Genomic DNA, 18713 nt, shown 5'->3' on the forward strand with positions numbered 1-18713 from the left:
GGAAGCAAGTAATAAAAGAGAGGATGGTACGAGATTAATGGAAGACAAGGAGCTGATTCGGGAGGCATATAAAGCCCAGAAATACTCTTATTCCCCTTACTCAGGATTTCAGGTAGGTGCAGCGCTTTTGGGGAAGAGCGGATGTGTATATACCGGATGCAATATAGAAAATGCAGCATATTCGCCAACGAACTGTGCTGAGAGAACTGCATTTTTTAAAGCGGTGTCCGTCGGGGAGAGGGAGTTTGAAAAGATTGTTATTGTAGGGAATAAAGAGGGTGCTTTAGACGAGGAAAGGGATTATTGCGCTCCTTGCGGTGTGTGCAGGCAGGTGATGGCAGAGTTCTGTAATCCAAAAGAATTTATGGTATTGCTTGCAAAAAGCGAAACGGATTACCGGACATACCGGCTGGAAGAGTTATTTCCACTGAGTTTTTCAAAAGATAACTTATAGATACAGGCAAAAACGATTATAATTTATGAAAGGAAGCGCCGCAGAGGGGACTGCGGCATGCATGGGTGGGGATATGGCGGAATTTGTTATTGAGATGAACCATATCACAAAGGAATTTGGCAGCTTCAAGGCCAATGACGATGTGACATTGCAGCTTAGAAAAGGTGAGATTCACGCACTGTTAGGAGAAAACGGGGCAGGAAAATCTACATTGATGAGTGTATTATTCGGACTTTACCAGCCGGAAAAAGGGCAGATCAAAATGAACGGAAAAGAGGTAAAGATCAATAATCCCAATGATGCAAATGCATTGGGGATCGGAATGGTACACCAGCATTTTAAGCTGGTACATAATTTTACGGTATTAGAAAGTATTATTCTGGGCAGGGAAACCTTGAAAAATGGATTTTTAAAAATGGACGATGCCAGGAAAAAGGTCATGGAATTAAGTGAACGCTATCACTTTAAAATCGATCCGGATGCGAAGATATCGGATATAACGGTTGGAATGCAGCAGAGGGTGGAGATCCTCAAAATGCTTTACTGTGACAATGAAGTTCTGATTTTTGATGAACCGACTGCAGTTCTGACGCCTCAGGAAATTGATGAGCTGATGAAAGTAATGAAACAGCTTGTAAAGGAAGGAAAATCCCTGATTTTTATTACCCATAAATTAAATGAGATAAAGGCAGTGGCCGATCGCTGCAGTGTACTGCGCAAAGGAAAATATATTGGAACCATCGATGTAAAGGAAACTTCAAAAGAAGAAATGTCTGAAATGATGGTAGGACGTAAAGTTAATTTAAATGTGGAGAAAAAGCAGCAGGATCCAGGGGATGCCGTACTTGAGGTTAAAAACCTTACCATTAAATCTGCAAATTCCCAGAAGGATATTGTAAAGGATGTTTCCTTCCAGGTGCGAAAAGGGGAAATTGTCTGTATTGCAGGAATTGACGGTAACGGACAGTCAGAACTGGTTTATGGCATCACCGGATTAATGCCCCTGGATGAAGGAAGTGTTTCCTTAAATGGCAGGGACATTACGAAAGAAAGTATCCGGAAAAAATGCCGGGACGGGATGGCTCATATTCCCGAGGACCGGCATAAACACGGTCTGGTGCTGGACTTTGATTTACAGGAAAATCTGGTGCTGCAGTCCTACTATACGCCCCGGTTCCAAAATCATGGATTCCTGAAATTCCAGGCAATCCGCGAATATGCAAAAAAGCTGATTACACAATTTGATATCCGGTGCGGGCAGGGGGAAGAGTCCGTAGTCCGGGGAATGTCAGGAGGAAACCAGCAGAAAGCAGTCATTGCCAGGGAATTGGACAGGGATCCGGATATTGTCGTAACGGTTCAGCCGGTCCGTGGTCTGGATGTAGGAGCCATTGAATATATACACAAACAGCTGGTAGCACAGCGGGATAAGGGGAAGGCTGTTCTCCTGGTATCTCTGGAATTAGATGAAGTAATGCAGTTAAGTGACCGGATACTGGTAATGTACGAGGGGGAAATTGTTGCAGATGTTAAACCGGAAGAAGTCACTGTGCAGGAATTAGGCCTTTACATGGCAGGAACGAAAAGGAGCGCAGGTTATGAAAGAAAAGCTTAAAAATAAAAAAGAGCGGAAAGGGCTGCTAAATTTCTCGGCTTCCCTGATTGCAATTGTGGCTGGTCTGGCAGTAGGGCTTATTATTTTGCTGTTTAGCAATTCATCGGAGGCGCTGGAAGGTTTCTCTATGATCTTAAAGGGAGGATTTACCTCCGGTTCCTATGGGGTAGGACAGATGCTGTATATTGCAACACCTATTATTATGACCGGTTTGTCGGTTGGATTTGCATTTAAGACCGGTTTATTCAATATCGGAGCATCCGGACAATTTACCATGGGCGCTTTTGCAGCAGTTTATATTGGCGTGAAATGGACCTGGCTTCCGGCTGGAATACACTGGATTGTGGCAATTCTGGGAGCTGCACTGTTTGGCGCCTTATGGGGAATGATACCCGGACTTTTAAAAGCTTTCCGGAACGTGAATGAGGTCATCGCATCTATTATGACTAATTATATTGGAATGTATTTGGTAAACATGCTGGTAGCCGGTACGATTTATGACCAGATCAAAAACCAGTCACTTCCGGTTGCAGCGTCCGCAACCATACCAAAGGCGGGTCTGGACAGGCTGTTTCCGGAAGCAAATATGAATATCGGAATTTTGGTGGCAATTCTGCTTGTAATCGTCATTTACATACTAATTAATAAGACAACCTTTGGATACGAATTAAAAGCCTGCGGGTTAAGTCCACAGGCGAGTAAATATGCGGGAATTAATGAAAAAAGGAACATTGTCCTTTCTATGGCAATTGCAGGTGCCCTTGCAGGAATCGGCGGAGCACTGATGTATCTGGCTGATGTGGGTAAATGTATCCAGGTACTGGATGTGATTTCTCCGGAAGGGTTCAGCGGAATTTCCGTTGCACTGCTTGGAATTTCAAATCCTATCGGTATTCTTTTTGCGGGCTTATTTATCGGTCATATAACCGTAGGGGGAGACAATCTTCAGCTATTGAGCTTTGCACCGGAAGTAATTGATATTATTATATCTGTGATCATCTATTTTGGGGCGTTTGCATTACTGTTTAAAAATGTTATTATAAAATTCATAAGCAGAAGGAGAAGGGAGGCTGAAAAATCATGAATATTCTTTATTTCGTAGTTCAGCAGACCATGTTTTTTGCCATACCGCTTCTGGTGGTAGCTCTGGGCGCTATGTTTGCAGAGCGAAGCGGTGTCATTAATATCGCAATGGAAGGTATCATGGTTATGGGAGCCTTTGCCGGTATACTGTTTATTAATACCTTTGAAAATACTCTGAGCGGACAGTCGTTCATGATTCTGGCTATCCTGGTTTCCGGCATTGCAGGCGGTGTATTTTCCCTGCTTCACGCATTTGCATCTGTGAATCTGAAAGCAGATCAGACTATAAGCGGTACCGCACTGAATCTTTTTGCACCGGCATTTGCAATTTTCGTAGCCAGAATGGTGCAGGGAAAGCAGCAGATTTCTTTTCTGGATACATTCCATATTAAAAAGATACCGCTCCTTGGCGATATTCCAGTACTTGGAGATATGTTTTTTAAACATACATATCTGACTACATTTTTGGGGATTATCATATTAATTGCAGCTGCGATTGTGATTAATAAAACGAAATTCGGGCTTCGGCTGCGTGCCTGCGGGGAAAATCCCCAGGCGGCAGATTCAGTTGGTATCAATGTATATAAGATCCGTTATGCAGGCGTAATCATTTCAGGTGTCCTTGGCGGAATCGGCGGACTGGCATTTGTAGTACCAACATCCACTAATTTCAGTGCAAGTGTGGCGGGATATGGTTTCCTGGCAATTGCAGTTCTGATCTTCGGGCAATGGAGAGTAGGGAGAATTTTCGGGGCGGCAGTATTTTTCGGAATCATGAAGACTCTTTCCAGTACCTATTCCGGAATACCGGTATTAAAGGATCTTCCGCTGCCGGATGGATTGTATAAAATGATACCTTATGTTGCAACGCTTGTGGTACTGGCATTCTTATCCAAGAATTCCCAGGCTCCAAAAGCAGAAGGGATACCATATGATAAGGGCAGCAGGTAAGGGCAGCAGGTAAAGGCAGCCTGGGATATCCTTTTTCTAAACACACTAAATAAATAATAAAAGACGCATAAAGCGTTAATGGAGGAAAATATGAGCGAATTAAATGTATTAAATTATGTAGACCACACCCAGTTAAAGGCATTTGCAGTCTGGGCAGATATTCAGAAATTATGTGAGGAGGCAATTGCATATCATACAGCATCCGTATGTATCCCGCCCTGCTATGTAAAAAGGGTAAAAGAAACATATGGTGATCAGATTAATATCTGTACGGTAATTGGTTTTCCGTTGGGATACAGTGTAACGGAGGCGAAAGCAGAAGAAATTCGACAGGCTAAGAAAGACGGTGCCAGTGAATTTGATATGGTAGTAAATATCAGTGATGTGAAAAATGGGGATTTTGATAAAGTTGAAAAAGAAATCGCAGCATTAAAAAAAGAAGCCGGAGATTTTATTTTAAAAGTTATTATTGAAACCTGTTATCTGGATGAGGCGGAAAAAACAGCTTTATGTAAAGCAGTTACAAATGCCAAAGCTGATTTTATCAAAACCAGTACCGGATTTGGCACAGCAGGTGCAAAACTTGAGGATATCCGCCTGTTTAAAAGGGAAATAGGCGAGGCGGTAAAAATAAAAGCAGCCGGAGGAGTCAGAAGCATAGAAGATATGGAAGCTTTTATCAAAGAAGGATGCAGCCGTATTGGAACCAGCTCCGCAGTTGAATTGTTAAAGGGCAGGTCAGCAAAAGAATATTAGGAGAACGGGATATGAAGAAAAAATGTATTGCATTTCTGATAGCGGCAGCCATGGTTTTCACTATGGCGGGCTGTCAGAAGGGTGGGGAAGAGGAATCATCGGAATCAAATAAAAAGTATGAAGTGGCATTGTCGATGGATGTGGGGTCCATAGATGACCGTTCCTTTAACCAGGGGTCCTGGGAGGGGGTTCAGGCCTATGCCAAAGAACATAATCTATCCAGCAAATACTATGAACCTACCGAAAAATCGGATGATGCTTATACCAAATCTTTGGAACTTGCAGTAAAAGGCGGAGCAAAAATTGTGGTATGCCCCGGTTATCTGTACGAGGTTCCGGTATACAACATGCAGAAAAAATATCCGGATGTAAAGTTTGTGATTCTGGATGGATCACCTCATGACGGCAACGGGAACAGTGAAATTCTGGATAATACCCATTCCATTTTTTATGCAGAAGAACAGGCGGGATTCCTGGCAGGTTATGCAGCAGTGATGGATGGGAACAGGAAGCTTGGGTTTATGGGTGGAATTGCAGTACCGGCAGTTATCCGTTTTGGATATGGATTTATACAGGGAGCAGATTATGCCGGAAAGCAATTAGGGCTTTCGAAGGGGGATCTGGAGATGAAATATACATATGTAGGAAACTTCGATGCTACCCCTGATAATATGTCAAAAGCAGCGGCGTGGTATAACGAGGGAACAGATACTATATTTGCCTGCGGCGGAGGAGTAGGAAATTCCGTGATGAAGGCGGCAATGTTCGTAGATAAGACCGTAATAGGGGTTGACGTTGACCAGTCCGGTGAATCGGATACGGTTATTACTTCCGCAGTGAAGAATTTGCAGAAATCCGTATATGATGTCCTGGACAGCTTCTACAAAGGAAAGTTTGAAGGCGGCGTATCCGTTGTCCTCGGATCAGAATCGGGTAATGTACTGCTTCCTATGAAAACTTCAAAGTTTAAGACTTTTTCACAGGCGGACTATGATGAAATTTACAAAATGATCGTGGACGGAAAAATACAGATTTATAAAGATGATGTGGCACAGGATGCAAAAGGCATCCCGACTGAAATCGTGGTGACGGAATTAATTAAGTAAGTGTATAGAACGAATTGATATTTGGAAAGGAGGATTGCCATGCTGCGTCAAGATTCTATGGAACAATTGCTGTCTCTGATTGAAAGTCTGGGTAGGCAGGAGCGGGAATATCTGGAGGATTATCTGGCAGAGGCACCGCTCTGGCTGATGCAGTCATTCCAGATTCAGAGACTGCCCAGGGGAACCATCTTTATACGCGAGGAAGAAGAAGTCAATATGATTTACATTCTGGTAAAGGGAGTTGTCCGGGCAGTAGATCACAGAGTATTGGGAATTGCCTACGATTATATGCGGTTTGAACCGATTAAAGTCTTTGGAACCATGGAAATCCTCCTGGACAGAGAAATATATGAAACGACTCTCTCTACCGTTACGGACTGCACATTACTGGTGATTTCCAGGCACAAATTTGAAAAGTGGGTAAGAAGTGACCGGCATGTCCTGCTTATGGAAATAAAAAGTATGGGGAACTATTTATTGGAGCAGGCAAAAAAGGAACGCATTTTTTTGTTTTTGCAGGGTGCAGACCGGATGATTCTCCTGTTTATGCGGCTATACGAGCACAATCAGGAAAACGGAATCTGTGATCTTCGGATGACAAGGCAGGAATTATCGGAAAGTTCAGGTCTCTGTGTTAAGACGGTAAACCGGTCGGTGAAGGCAATGGAAGAGGACGGATATATCACAAAAAAGGGTTATACGCTTGAGATAAATAAGGAACAGTATCTAAAAATGAAGGAATTCATAGCAGACAAAGTAGCAAATTATGAAAAGAAGTAAAAATATTTATGGTTGAAAAGGAGATTATTATTATGAAATATGCAGAAGAAGGTTTACAATATCATATTGGTGTAAGAAGCGGGGATGTAGGTAAATATGTAATTCTACCGGGAGATCCAAAAAGGTGTGAAAAAATTGCAAAACATTTTGATGATGCTAAATTAGTTGCTGACAGCAGAGAGTTTGTGACTTATACAGGATATCTGGACGGAGTAAAAGTAAGTGTCACATCAACGGGAATTGGCGGGCCATCCGCTTCGATTGCAATGGAAGAACTTGTGAAGGCTGGTGCAGATACCTTTATTCGTGTGGGAACCTGCGGAGGAATGGATCTGGATGTACAAAGCGGTGATGTTGTTATTGCAACCGGGGCAATTCGGATGGAAGGTACCAGTAAGGAATATGCACCTATTGAATATCCGGCGGTAGCCAATATAGAAGTAGTAAATGCGTTAATCGATTCAGCAAAGGATTTAAATTTCCGCTATCATGCAGGTGTGGTAGAATGCAAGGATTCATTCTATGGACAGCATGAACCGGAGAAGATGCCGGTAAATTATGAACTTCAGAGTAAATGGAATGCCTGGCTGCGCCTGGGATGCAAAGCTTCTGAAATGGAATCGGCTGCACTGTTTATTGTGGGAAGTTATTTAAGAGTCCGAGTGGGATCTGTATTTCTGGTAGTGGCGAATCAGGAAAGAGAAAAGCAGGGGCTTAGCAATGAAGTTGTTCACGATACGGAAATAGCTATCACAAATGCTGTTCTGGCACTTCGGAAACTGATCAAAGAAGATGGAAACAGCAAAAAATCATGATAGTGCTGGAATTCATGTTGAGTTAAGGAACTTATGGAATTATGTGAGTAATTCATAGGGTAAAGGTCTGTATGGAATAATGATGTGAAGTATATGTGGAAATATCCCGGCGGATAAGCATTCTTAATAAAAAGAAGCTGCGCCGGGTTTTTTTGCCTGTCTTGAAAATTCAAAGATTTGCTTAATTTTGCATGAAATGCATAATAATTCGCACAATAATCTTGACACTACTTCTAAATGGGATTAAAATCTATTAAATATTTCTATTTTTTGGAAACGTAATTTAGAACAGCTGGTGTACCGCTGTTGAAAGGGGACTAATATGAGTCAGGTTCAAGGCATGTTAGAACGGCTGCCGGCAGAAATGTCAGGTGTATTTCTGGCGATTACGGTTATAATGGCATTGGTTAATTGTTTTTTCGGATATCGGCTGCTTAAATTCTGGGTATCTTTATTTGGATTTGTTACCGGAGCGGGAGCTGGATATTTTATTGCCGATTATTTTATTCATAATTCAATCATTACAGTCATTGCGGCAATCATATGTGGTGTTGTATTGATGGGACTGGCATTTAAGGTTTATCTTGCAGGGGTATTTATTCTTTGCGGAGCACTTGCCTATTTTGCCATAAATGAAATAATGTCACCGGATATCTGGTGGAAATTTGTGATCTGCATTGTCTTAGGTCTGTTAATCGGGCTTATTGCAGTTAAGTTTGTGAGACCGGCTGTTATTGTAAGTTCCGGAATCCATGGCGGAATATCTTCGGTTGGTGCTATTTTAACAGCAGCCGGTCTGAAGGACCACACTATGGCAGTTGTGGCAGGTCTGGTACTTGCATTGGCAGGAATTTTATTTCAGTTTGCCAATACCAGAAGGCTGGAGCGTCCTTAATCGGCAAAACCCAACTCTTTTGTGTACAAAATCAAGAAAATTCCTTGCAACAACGGTTAACATATGGTATAGTATCTCCTGTCAAAGACAAATGTCCAATTAGGGCATACAATGACAACTCTGGAGAGTCTCAAAGAACGGGCGCCGAAGGTGTACAGTGGGTACGATATGATGACCCGCCTATCTCTCAGGCAAAAGGACAGGGCTATATCTGTATAAGTTCTACTCTTTAGGGGGCTGATTATTTTATCAGCTCTTTTTCTATTGCATTGAAACAGATAAAGGAGAGAAGAGAATTATGCTGAAACAAATGAACACGATATTAGGAAACATTGATGATTTCCTTTGGGGGATTCCCCTTATTGTACTTATCTTAGCTACGGGTATCTATTTGACGGTCCGCCTGAAAGGGCTGCAAATCACAAAACTTCCCAAAGCGCTTAAGTATATGTTTAAAAATGAAGAGGGCGGCCATGGGGAAGTGACCAGCTTTGCGGCTCTTTGTACGGCGCTTTCCGCAACCATTGGAACTGGTAATATAGTCGGGGTGGCTACTGCGATCGTAGCAGGCGGACCGGGTGCATTATTTTGGATGTGGGTTGCTGCATTATTTGGTATGGCAACAAAATATGCAGAGGGCGTATTGGCGATTAAATACCGGGTAATCAATGATGACGGGCATGTAATCGGAGGGCCTTTTTATTATATTCAAAATGGAATGGGAGTTAAATGGAAATGGCTTGCAAAATTATTTGCATTCTTCGGACTGGGTGTAGGACTTCTGGGAATTGGTACCTTTACCCAGGTGAATGGTATCTCCAATGCCGTTAATAATTTTTTTGATCCGGGCAATGTCTGGAGCGTATCTATTTTAGGAAGGGATTATTCCTGGACAGTGGTAATCGCAGGAATTATTTTGACGATTGCCGTTGGTATGGTAATCATTGGAGGGATCAAACGAATTTCCAGTGTATCCCAGATTGTTGTACCTTTTATGGCGGGGATATACATATTTGCCTGCCTGCTGCTTTTAGTGTTGAATTATAAGCATATCCCCAATGCATTTAAAGCAATTTTTGAGGGAGCATTTGGCCTTCGGGCAGCGGCAGGAGGAGCGCTGGGAAGCATAATGGTGGCAATGCAGAAGGGAATAGCGCGCGGAATTTTCTCAAATGAGGCAGGCCTTGGAAGTGCTCCCATTGCAGCAGCGGCAGCTCAGACAAATGAGCCGGTCCGCCAGGGATTAGTTTCTATGACAGGAACTTTTATTGATACAATTGTAATCTGTACGATGACGGGGCTTACTATCGTTATTACGGATACCTGGAATATCGGATTGGAAGGGGTTGCGGTGACCACAGCGGCATTTCAGCAGGGGCTTCCATTCAGTAATACGGTCAGTGCATTTATATTGATGGTATGCCTTGTATTTTTTGCATTCACCACAATATTGGGCTGGGATTATTATAGCGAACGGTGCCTGGAATATCTTTGCGGATATAATAAAAAGATATTAAATGGTTACCGGTGGCTGTATATCCTGGCAGTCTTTATCGGTCCGTTTATGACCGTATCTGCAGTTTGGATAATTGCGGATATTTTCAATGCATTAATGGCACTGCCCAACTTAATTGCAATATTGGTATTAAGCGGCGTTATCGTATCAGAAACGAAAAAATATTTTTCCAAAATCAAATAATCTGCAATAACATTTAAAAACATCACTTTCTGATAAAGTGATGTTTTTAAATATAAAATAAAATCACTTGAAATAAAATCTGAAGGGTGATATAATACAAACATAAAATCTAAATATCCAATTCTAAGAAGACATTTCCGTCTTCAAAATCACAATGAAAAAATTAATAAAGGAAATGATTGTGTATGTAAGTATATCTTTTTATTCATTACGTCATGAGGGTTTCCATTATGAAAGGGGGATCTATGGCGTGTTATAATTCATATGCGCATCAGTGGCACCCGGCATTTTTTGCATCATGGCAGATCGAATTCCAGGAAGAATCAGGTGAATTAACATTTAAAAATGAACATATGATAGGGACGAAACCGAAGCAGATCGATGTACTGGTAATAAAAAAATCTGTAAATAAAACCATAAAAAAGAATATTGGACGTATTTTCAGAATGCATAATATTATTGAGTACAAAAGTCCTGAGGACTATCTCAGTATAGATGATTTTTATAAATGTTATGGCTATGTATGTTTTTACAAGTCGGATGGGAATAAACAAAATGAGATCAATATTTCAGAAATTACATTAACACTGGTAAGCAGTGGTTTTCCAAGAAATTTAGTCAAACACCTGAAGCAGGTAAGGGGATGGGAGGTAGAGAAAATCGAGAGGGGGATATATTATGTCAGCGGCAATATATTTCCAATACAGATCATAAACACAAAAAAATTGTCAAAAGAAAAGAATTTATGGCTTAAAAGTTTAAACCTGCATTTAGAATCAAAGGATATGGTAAACAGCCTGATCCAAGAGTACGATGAACACAAGGATGAAAAGTTATATAATTCGGCGATGGATATCATAGTGAAAAACAATATCCGTATTTTTAAGGAGGTGAATGAAAATATGTTGTGTGCAGCATTAGAAGATCTTATTAAAGAACGTTTAGAGAGGGAAGTAAAGATAGCACTGGATGAAGCAGTAAATAAAGCAGTAAATAAAGCAGTAAGTCAGACCACCGATAACATTCTCAACGCTTTGGAGGAGATACATAATCAGATACCGATAAGTGAAATCAGAAAAAAATACCATCTGTCAGAAGCAGAGTGGATTCGCATGGAAAAACTCGCTTTATATTAAAACCTTTGTCAGTGCAGTAAATTTTTGCTGCACTGACAAAGGCTTGTGGTATTTATCATAAAAAGCAGGGAGGCACTAGAGCCTGTTTGAAAATTCATTCCCGTCATCTGCACGCCCCACTTTGTGGGAGATTTGCCCCGAATTCAGGTTACGTGGCCCGCTACGCGCCCTTCATCCGGGACAAATCTCTCACAAACTGTGACGCACAGCTGCCAGAAAGCAATTTTAAAACACGCTCTAGTCATTCTCATAGGTCTTTAAGATACGCTCAGCAATAATTCTTCTGGTCACCCGGGTGTCCATTGCCTGCTTTTCAATGTATTTATGCGCTTCTGCTTCCGACATATTCAGATATTCAATGAGTATACACTTTGCCCGGTCCACTATGCGGATATCTTCGATTTTCTGCAGCAGCTGTTTATTTTCATTGCGCATCATAGACATGCGGTTATGGGATGCCTGGCATAACTTTAATGCGCTCCAGAAAAGTACTTTGCTGATTGGTTTGGCAATTGTGAATACTCCGTATTCTTCCACTTTCATAGAAATATCGTCGTAAAGCTCATTTTTCACGATCAGAATTACCTGGGTAGATCCGTCTGTGGCGATATTCCTTGCCATACTGACACCTGTCTCATCCCGCAGAGGAGAATTTATAATACACAGATCAAAACTGCGCTCGATCAATAAGCGTCTGGCTTCTCCGCAATTCGATACTGTGACCAGCTCACGGTAGGAACTTTGTGAAAGCATATCCCGGAAAACTGCAATACTTTTTTCTGTGGGGGATATAATTAGAACGCTGTTCATATCATCGCCGCCTTTCTTATTTTGATACAATCTAAGGACTGCTTTTCTCGTTGCTTATATGAGCTTAAAGTAGATCTGTTTGTAGAAGTCCTCTTTGTTCGCGGTTTTATCAAAAGCAAGCACCTCTTCTTTTTTGATAAGAAAATATTTTTCTAATAGTGCAGGATTTAAGGTTTTCCGAATAAAGCTGCTACTAGAAGCTATGCGGATTGCTTCCTCCAGAGAACCGGGGAGGGCGGTAAGTTTGTTTATGATTGTTTTATCAGCCGTAAAAAGGTTTACATCTACAGCCTCTGTCAGAGCGGCACTTTGTTCAATTCCATCAAGACCTGCATGAAGTAAAATGGCAAATGCTAAGTATGGATTCAGGGAAGGATCCGGTGAGCGCAGTTCCATTCTTGCTTTTTCTCCTGCCTGTGCGGGAATACGTACAAGCTGAGAACGGTTTTGATGAGACCAGGAAACGTATTTGGGGGCTTCAAAGGATCCAAAGCGTTCATAGGAATTCTGAATCGGATTTAGAAAAGCAGTCATTTCCGCCGCATGTTCCATAATGCCTGCCATAAAGCTTTCCGCTACAGGATTATGTTGTTCACCACTGAGAAAAATATTCTTACCATTTTGTGAGAGCGATAAATTAATATGAAGTCCGCTTCCACTTTCAAAAGAAATGGGTTTAGGCATAAAAGATGCGTAGAGGCCATTTCTTGCGGCAATGGCTTTTACGACAGATTTAAAGGTCAGCAAGTTATCAGCGGTGCCCAGGAGATCGCAGTATTTAAAATCAATCTCATTTTGACCGGGTCCGCTTTCGTGATGGGAAGACTCCGGAGTGATTCCCATTTCTTCCAGACACAGGCAGATCTCACGACGGACATTTTCCCCTTTATCAAGAGGCGCAATATCAAAATAACCGGCTTCGTCATGGGTTTGAAAAACAGGATTACCATCTTCATCGGTTTTAAATAAATAAAATTCGCATTCTGTTCCGGCTTTTGGCAGATAGCCCATGGTTTCACATCGTTTAATGGCAGATTTCAGAATATGACGGGTATCGCATACGTAGGGAGTTCCATCCGGGTTTTTAATGCTGCAATAGAAACGGACTACGCGGCCCTGCTGGGGACGCCACGGGAGTACGCTTAAAGTAGCGGCATCCGGGATCAGGAACAAGTCTGATTTTTCAACACCGCAGAATCCACGTATATTTGAGCCGTCAAAGGAGATTCCCTCACGGAAAGCCCGCTCCAGCTGGTCAGGCATAATAGATATATTTTTTTGCGTACCGAATAAATCACAGAAAGCAAGTCTGATAAATTTTACGTCATTGTCCCGGACAAACTCCAAAACTTCTTGTATTGTATGATCCATAATTAATTCCTCCTGATTTTTTGGTTAGAGTATATTGAAAAATCAATGCATTTATCTGAAGATTCTGACACCGGCATTTTTCGAATACGTTCTAAAAAGGATTATTAAAAAACAGCGTTCATCGTACGAGGTTCGAATTGAAATTCAAGCCCTGTACGATGAACGCCTTTGTTCAATAAGAAGAATACACTAATTTTTTTTCCTTGTCAATGGTCTCAAACAGAAAATATTTTCATCTAACCGGGTGGTTCTTTATTATTTTTTAATAAGTAAAACAGTGTTTTTTCAAACCTGATGTGATAAAATAAAAAGAAACATGCAAAATGCAATGCATAAGAAGAATAATAATGAAGAGGGATTCAGATGTCAGAAAGAAATCATGAGAATTTCGTTGAACTGTCCGGTGTAACCAAAACATACCATATGGGTGAGGTAGACATTCATGCAGTGGACGGCATAGATTTTCAAATTACAAAAGGTGAATTTGTAGTAGTGGTAGGTCCAAGTGGTGCCGGGAAAACGACGGTATTAAATATTTTAGGAGGGATGGATACTGCCACAAAGGGGAAAGTATGGGTTGATGGTGAGAATATTGCGGAGTATAATCCAAGAAAATTAACCGGATACCGCAGAGATGATATAGGTTTTGTATTTCAGTTTTATAATCTTGTTCCAAACCTGACAGCCCTGGAAAATGTTGAACTGGCGCTTCAGATATGTAAAAATCCGCTGAAAGCAAAAGATGTATTGGATGAAGTAGGGCTTGGTGAAAGACTGAATAACTTTCCGGCCCAGTTATCCGGCGGGGAACAGCAGAGAGTGTCTATAGCCAGAGCTTTAGCTAAGAATCCTAAGTTATTGTTATGCGATGAGCCCACCGGTGCACTTGATTATCAGACGGGAAAGGCAATACTAAAATTGCTCCAGGATATGTGCAGGGAAAAAGGGATGACCGTAATTGTTATCACTCATAATTCAGCATTGGCACCGATGGCTGACAGGGTGATCAAAATTAAAAATGGAAAAGTTTCCAGTATGAGAATGAATAATGAACCGATATCGGTAGAATTAATTGAATGGTAGTGGGCATATGAAGAAAAAAGCATTACATAAAGATTTTTTTATGGAGATAAAAAAGAGTTTTAATCGATTTATATCGATCTTTTTTATTGTAGCCATGGGAGTGGCATTTTATTCTGGGATTCAATCGGCAGCACCCGATATGCGTCTTTCCGGTGATGCTTATTTTGATGAGAATAATCTGATGGATCTGAAAATAATTGGTACTTTGGGATTGACCGATAAGGATATACAGGCTATTTTAGCGGTAGATGGAGTCAGCAAAGCAGAATCAGGATATATGACGGATGTATTGTGCGGCAGCGGAAAAGATGAGAAAGTACTTCATATGGAATCGATGCTGCCTACTTTGAATAAATTGTCTGTATCAGAGGGCAGGCTGCCGGAAACTACCGGTGAATGTATTGTAGACGAAGAATTTTTATCTGCAAACGGATATAAGGTGGGGGATACCATACAGCTTGAAGAAAATAAGGACAGTGACAAAGTATTAAAGAACAAAGAGTTCAAAATTGTTGGAACCGGTAATAGTCCTGCCTATATTTCTTTTAGTAAGGGGAATACCACCCTGGGCACCGGAGAGGTATCCGGATATGGATATGTAATGCCGGAAGAGTTTGATCAGGCGGCATATACATTTGCATATGTGGAAGCAGAAGGCTCCAGGGATCTGACGTCTTATACGGAAGAATACGACAGGCTGGTTGATAATGTAACAAAAAATGTGGAAGGGATAGAATCTGTTCAATGCACCAGACGCTTTGCTGAAGTAAAGGATGAAGCGGATATTAAGCTCGCCGATGCCAGAAAAGAGCTTGAGGATGGGAAACAGGAAGCGGACGAAAAGCTTGCCGATGCCAAAAAGGAACTTAAGGACGGCGAAAAGGAACTGGAGGATGGTAAGCAAAAGCTTGCTGATGCCAAAAAAGAAGTTCAGGATAATAAAGCAACCCTTACTGATAAGCAAAAAGAGCTGGATTCCGCTAAAAAACAACTGGATTCGGCTAAGACACAGTTAAAAGACGGAAAAGATACCCTTGCTTCAAAAGAATCAGAGTTTCAGGCAAAATATCCGGAAGCATCTAAGCAGATAAAGGATGGGGAAGCAGCAATTGCAGCAGGTAAAACCCAGATCAGTAAGGCTCAGAGCGACTATGAAACCGGTAAGAAGAAGCTGGAAGCAGCTAGTAAGCAGTACGAAGCCGGTAAGAAGCAGCTGGATCAGGGCAAAAAGCAGTATGAATCGGGTAAAGCCCAGCTGGATCAGGCAAACAAGCAATATAAAGACGGAGTTTCCCAGCTTGACGCCGCGAAAAAGCAGTATGAAACCGGAACAGGTCAACTTGCAGCCGCGAAAACAGAATATGAAAAAAATGCAGTAGTTCTACAGCAGGCAAAGGTGAACTTCCAGGCAGAAAAAGAAAAGTTTGACATTAGCAAAGCAGAATATGATAAAAATGCAGCAGCTCTGGATGCCGCTAAAAGCCAGATTGCCGGGAAGCAGGCGGAGCTGGCATCAGCAGCAGCTGAATATGAAGCTAAGATGGCAGAACTCAATCAGGCTAAAAATGCACTGGCACAGCTCCAGGCGGCTATCGATGCCGGAACTGCAACAGCGGAGCAAATCGCCATGGCAGGGCAGCTGAAGGAGCAGATTGCCCAGAGCGAGCCGGTTCTTGCCCAGAAAAAGGCGGAACTGGATAAAGGAAATGAACAACTGAGGATAGAACAGCAGAAAGTAGCAGCGATGGAAGCAGCGCTGGCGCCGGCGAAGCAGCAAATAGAGGCAGGACAGCAGAAAATCAATGCTGCCCAGGCGGAACTGACAAAAAGCGAGGCGGGGTTACAGGCTGGCAAAGCAGAAATTGATAAGAACGAAGCAGCCCTTAAAGTAGCAAGTGTACAGATTAATGAAAATGAGAAAAAGCTTGCAGCAGCAAAAAAGGAAATAGATTCCAACCAAAAAAAGCTGGCATCAGCGAAAAAAGAAATTGATGAAAAGGAACCTCTGCTGGTTAGTGCCAAGACAGAGTTAGATAAGCAGACGAAAGTATTAAATGATGGAAAGAAGACACTGGACAGCCAGAGTGCACTGCTGATTCAAAAAGAAAAGGAACTGCAGGAAGGTAAAAATCAACTTTCCCAGGGAGAAGCCCAGCTGGCAGCGGCAAAAAAAGAGCTGGCATCAAAGGAATCTGAGCTGAACAGCGCAGTACAAAAGACTGCGGATGGTCAAAAGCAGATAGAAGACGGACTTCTTAAATTATCAGATGCTGAGAAGGAAATAACGGATGGCGAAAAAGAAATAACAGAGAATGAGCAGAAATTAAAAGATGGTAAAAAAGAATATAAAAAGGCAAAGAAGGATGCCAAAACAGAAATTTCTGACGGAGAGACGAAGATTGCAGATGCGGAGAAAGAGATCGATGATCTGAAAGAACCGGAATGGCATGTCAATGACCGAAGCTCACTTCCTGAGAACACAGGTTACGGTGAGAATGCCGACCGGATTAAAAATATCGGGGAAGTATTCCCGGTATTGTTTTTCCTGGTAGCAGCGTTGATCAGTCTCACTACGATGACAAGAATGGTAGAAGAGGAACGAACCCAGATCGGTACCTTAAAAGCGCTGGGGTACGGCAAGTTTTCCATAGCATCCAAATATCTGAACTATGCGCTGTTTGCTACTATTGGAGGAAGTATTCTGGGTGTTCTGGTAGGTGAGAAAATCCTGCCGTATATTATCATTACAGCCTACGGGATTATGTATCATCATATGCCTAATGTAGAACTTCCGTATAATCTGAAGTTTGCTGCAATTGCCACTGTTGCAGCGGTGTGCTGTACGATGATTGCTACATTTGCGGCATGCTACAAAGAGCTTGCAGAGACGCCGGCAAAGTTAATGAGGCCCCCTGCTCCGAAAGAGGGAAAGCGTGTCTTGCTAGAGCGGGTAACATTTATCTGGAAGCATCTGAGTTTTACCTGGAAGTCCACAATCCGCAACCTTTTTCGATATAAGAAACGGTTTTTTATGACTATATTCGGGATTGGAGGATGTATGGCATTGCTTCTGGTTGGATACGGTATCAGAGATTCTGTCCGGAATATCGCAGTTTTACAGTATCAGGAGATACAGCTGTATGATGGAACCGTATTAGTCGATGAAGATGCATCCGATGAGAAGAGGGCAGATCTTGAGAGCTATATGAAAACGGACAGCCAGATTGATGCATCTGTAGATTCCATGATGCAGAAAATGTCGGTAAAAGTAGGGAAAAAAGACCTGAGTGTTTATATCATCGTACCAAAAGAGATGGATGGTTTTGATACCTTTGTGAATTTTAGAGACCGGAAGACAAAACGGCAAGTCAGCTTTGGAGACGATGGGGTGATTGTAACAGAGAAAACGGCTAATATGATGGGACTGTCAAAAGGCGATATCATAGAACTTCATAATGAGGACGGAACCACTATAAAAGCACCAATTGCAGATATATGTGAAAATTATCTGGCACATTATGTGTATATGTCACCGTCACTATATGAAAAAGTCACGGGAAAAAATCCGGATTATAACAGCATTTTATTTAAGGCGGTACCGGATGCCAAAGATCACGTGGAAGATGTTGGGCAGAATATTCTGGGGAATAAGGCGGCTCTTAGCGTCAGCTATACCTCCAGTGTAATGAAGCAGCTGGATGATATGCTGAGTTCGCTGGATGTGGTAATTGTAGTATTAATTGTTTCAGCAGGTATGCTGGCATTTGTGGTACTTTATAATCTTAACAATATTAATATTAATGAGCGAAAGCGGGAGCTGGCAACCATCAAGGTACTGGGATTTTATGATAATGAGGTTTGTGCCTACGTGTACCGGGAAAATATTTTACTTACGTTTTTTGGCGTTCTGCTGGGGATTGTACTTGGCATGGTTCTGCATCGGTTTGTTATAGTTACAGTTGAGGTAGATGCATGTATGTTTGGAAGGAATATTAACTTTCCAAGTTTTATATACTCTATATTATTCACCTGTGGATTTTCGCTGATTGTAAATGTTGTCATGTATTTCAAGTTAAAGAAAATTGATATGGTTGAATCATTGAAGAGTGTGGAATAGGAATTATGGAAACAAAGATAAAATGACAGAAACAGAGGATAT

At 41.7% G+C, this 18713-nt stretch carries 17 protein-coding genes, 1 pseudogene and 1 riboswitch; of the genes and pseudogenes, 14 read left to right on the forward strand and 4 right to left on the reverse strand.

Features of this window, described 5'->3' with window-relative positions; all coding sequences use genetic code 11:
• Nucleotides 1-37 precede the first annotated feature (37 nt).
• The 11 genes from cdd (at nt 38) to CD03_RS34550 (ending at nt 11290) form a co-directional block, all read left to right on the forward strand.
• Nucleotides 38-454, forward strand: a complete 417-nt coding sequence (cdd, locus tag CD03_RS0123390) for a cytidine deaminase (protein WP_027295701.1) — start codon at nt 38-40, stop codon at nt 452-454.
• Between the two features lie 73 nt (nt 455-527).
• Nucleotides 528-2069, forward strand: a complete 1542-nt coding sequence (locus CD03_RS0123395) for an ABC transporter ATP-binding protein (RefSeq protein ID WP_044290279.1) — start codon at nt 528-530, stop codon at nt 2067-2069.
• A complete protein-coding gene (locus CD03_RS0123400) occupies nt 2053-3153 on the forward strand; it encodes an ABC transporter permease (protein WP_027295703.1) in 1101 nt (366 codons plus the stop codon). The genes CD03_RS0123395 and CD03_RS0123400 overlap by 17 nt, the downstream gene beginning before the upstream one ends.
• Nucleotides 3150-4103 (forward strand): ABC transporter permease, encoded by a 954-nt coding sequence (locus CD03_RS0123405; protein ID WP_027295704.1) that lies wholly within the window; start codon nt 3150-3152, stop codon nt 4101-4103. Before CD03_RS0123400 ends, CD03_RS0123405 begins: the two co-directional genes overlap by 4 nt.
• Nucleotides 4104-4193: 90 nt before the next feature.
• Nucleotides 4194-4859: a deoxyribose-phosphate aldolase gene (gene deoC, locus CD03_RS0123410; RefSeq protein ID WP_027295705.1), complete on the forward strand. Its 666-nt coding sequence runs from the start codon at nt 4194-4196 to the stop codon at nt 4857-4859.
• Between the two features lie 11 nt (nt 4860-4870).
• The gene (locus tag CD03_RS0123415) at nt 4871-5965 is read left to right on the forward strand and encodes a BMP family lipoprotein (RefSeq protein ID WP_027295706.1); all 1095 of its coding nucleotides are present in this window, start codon (nt 4871-4873) and stop codon (nt 5963-5965) included.
• 39 nt (nt 5966-6004) lie between these two features.
• Nucleotides 6005-6745 carry a Crp/Fnr family transcriptional regulator gene (locus tag CD03_RS0123420; protein ID WP_242849142.1) on the forward strand — a complete coding sequence of 247 codons (741 nt, stop codon included), beginning with the start codon at nt 6005-6007 and terminating at the stop codon, nt 6743-6745.
• 32 nt (nt 6746-6777) lie between these two features.
• Nucleotides 6778-7560, forward strand: coding sequence for a uridine phosphorylase (gene udp / locus CD03_RS0123425; protein ID WP_027295708.1), 783 nt, complete (start codon nt 6778-6780; stop codon nt 7558-7560).
• A gap of 322 nt (nt 7561-7882) precedes the next feature.
• Nucleotides 7883-8455: a hypothetical protein gene (locus tag CD03_RS0123430; RefSeq protein ID WP_027295709.1), complete on the forward strand. Its 573-nt coding sequence runs from the start codon at nt 7883-7885 to the stop codon at nt 8453-8455.
• Nucleotides 8456-8565: 110 nt separating this feature from the next.
• Nucleotides 8566-8668, forward strand: a riboswitch (glycine riboswitch).
• A gap of 85 nt (nt 8669-8753) precedes the next feature.
• A complete protein-coding gene (locus tag CD03_RS0123435; protein WP_027295710.1) occupies nt 8754-10154 on the forward strand; it encodes an alanine/glycine:cation symporter family protein in 1401 nt (466 codons plus the stop codon).
• A 245-nt stretch (nt 10155-10399) separates the two neighbouring features.
• Nucleotides 10400-11290 (forward strand): hypothetical protein, encoded by an 891-nt coding sequence (locus CD03_RS34550; RefSeq protein WP_044290282.1) that lies wholly within the window; start codon nt 10400-10402, stop codon nt 11288-11290.
• Between the two features lie 8 nt (nt 11291-11298).
• On the opposite strand, the gene CD03_RS40140 is transcribed toward CD03_RS34550, so the two are convergent.
• Nucleotides 11299-11403, reverse strand: coding sequence for a hypothetical protein (locus CD03_RS40140; RefSeq protein ID WP_442969727.1), 105 nt, complete (start codon nt 11401-11403; stop codon nt 11299-11301).
• Between CD03_RS40140 and CD03_RS40145 the strand changes: the two are divergent.
• Nucleotides 11377-11478: pseudogene (locus tag CD03_RS40145) on the forward strand (DUF6783 domain-containing protein); the annotation flags it as partial. The gene CD03_RS40140 and the pseudogene CD03_RS40145 sit on opposite strands and share 27 nt — an antisense overlap.
• Here CD03_RS40145 and CD03_RS40150 read toward each other — a convergent pair.
• Genes CD03_RS40150 through CD03_RS0123450 form a run of 3 tightly spaced genes read right to left on the reverse strand, consistent with a single transcriptional unit; the run spans nt 11434 to nt 13471 of the window.
• Nucleotides 11434-11541 carry a DUF6783 domain-containing protein gene (locus CD03_RS40150; RefSeq protein ID WP_442969728.1) on the reverse strand — a complete coding sequence of 36 codons (108 nt, stop codon included), beginning with the start codon at nt 11539-11541 and terminating at the stop codon, nt 11434-11436. The pseudogene CD03_RS40145 and the gene CD03_RS40150 sit on opposite strands and share 45 nt — an antisense overlap.
• On the reverse strand, nt 11528-12100 hold the full coding sequence (locus CD03_RS0123445) for an ANTAR domain-containing response regulator (protein ID WP_027295711.1): 573 nt from the start codon (nt 12098-12100) through the stop codon (nt 11528-11530). The genes CD03_RS40150 and CD03_RS0123445 overlap by 14 nt, the downstream gene beginning before the upstream one ends.
• A 54-nt stretch (nt 12101-12154) precedes the next feature.
• Entirely contained in the window at nt 12155-13471 is a 1317-nt protein-coding gene (locus tag CD03_RS0123450) for a glutamine synthetase family protein (protein WP_027295712.1), read from the reverse strand.
• A gap of 363 nt (nt 13472-13834) precedes the next feature.
• Between CD03_RS0123450 and CD03_RS0123455 the strand changes: the two genes are divergently transcribed.
• Nucleotides 13835-14554, forward strand: coding sequence for an ABC transporter ATP-binding protein (locus CD03_RS0123455; RefSeq protein WP_044289618.1), 720 nt, complete (start codon nt 13835-13837; stop codon nt 14552-14554).
• Between the two features lie 40 nt (nt 14555-14594).
• Nucleotides 14595-18671: an FtsX-like permease family protein gene (locus tag CD03_RS0123460; protein ID WP_242849143.1), complete on the forward strand. Its 4077-nt coding sequence runs from the start codon at nt 14595-14597 to the stop codon at nt 18669-18671.
• The last annotated feature ends 42 nt before the right edge of the window (nt 18672-18713 follow it).

The organism is Robinsoniella sp. KNHs210 (assembly GCF_000686105.1).
GTDB lineage: Bacteria > Bacillota > Clostridia > Lachnospirales > Lachnospiraceae > Robinsoniella > Robinsoniella peoriensis.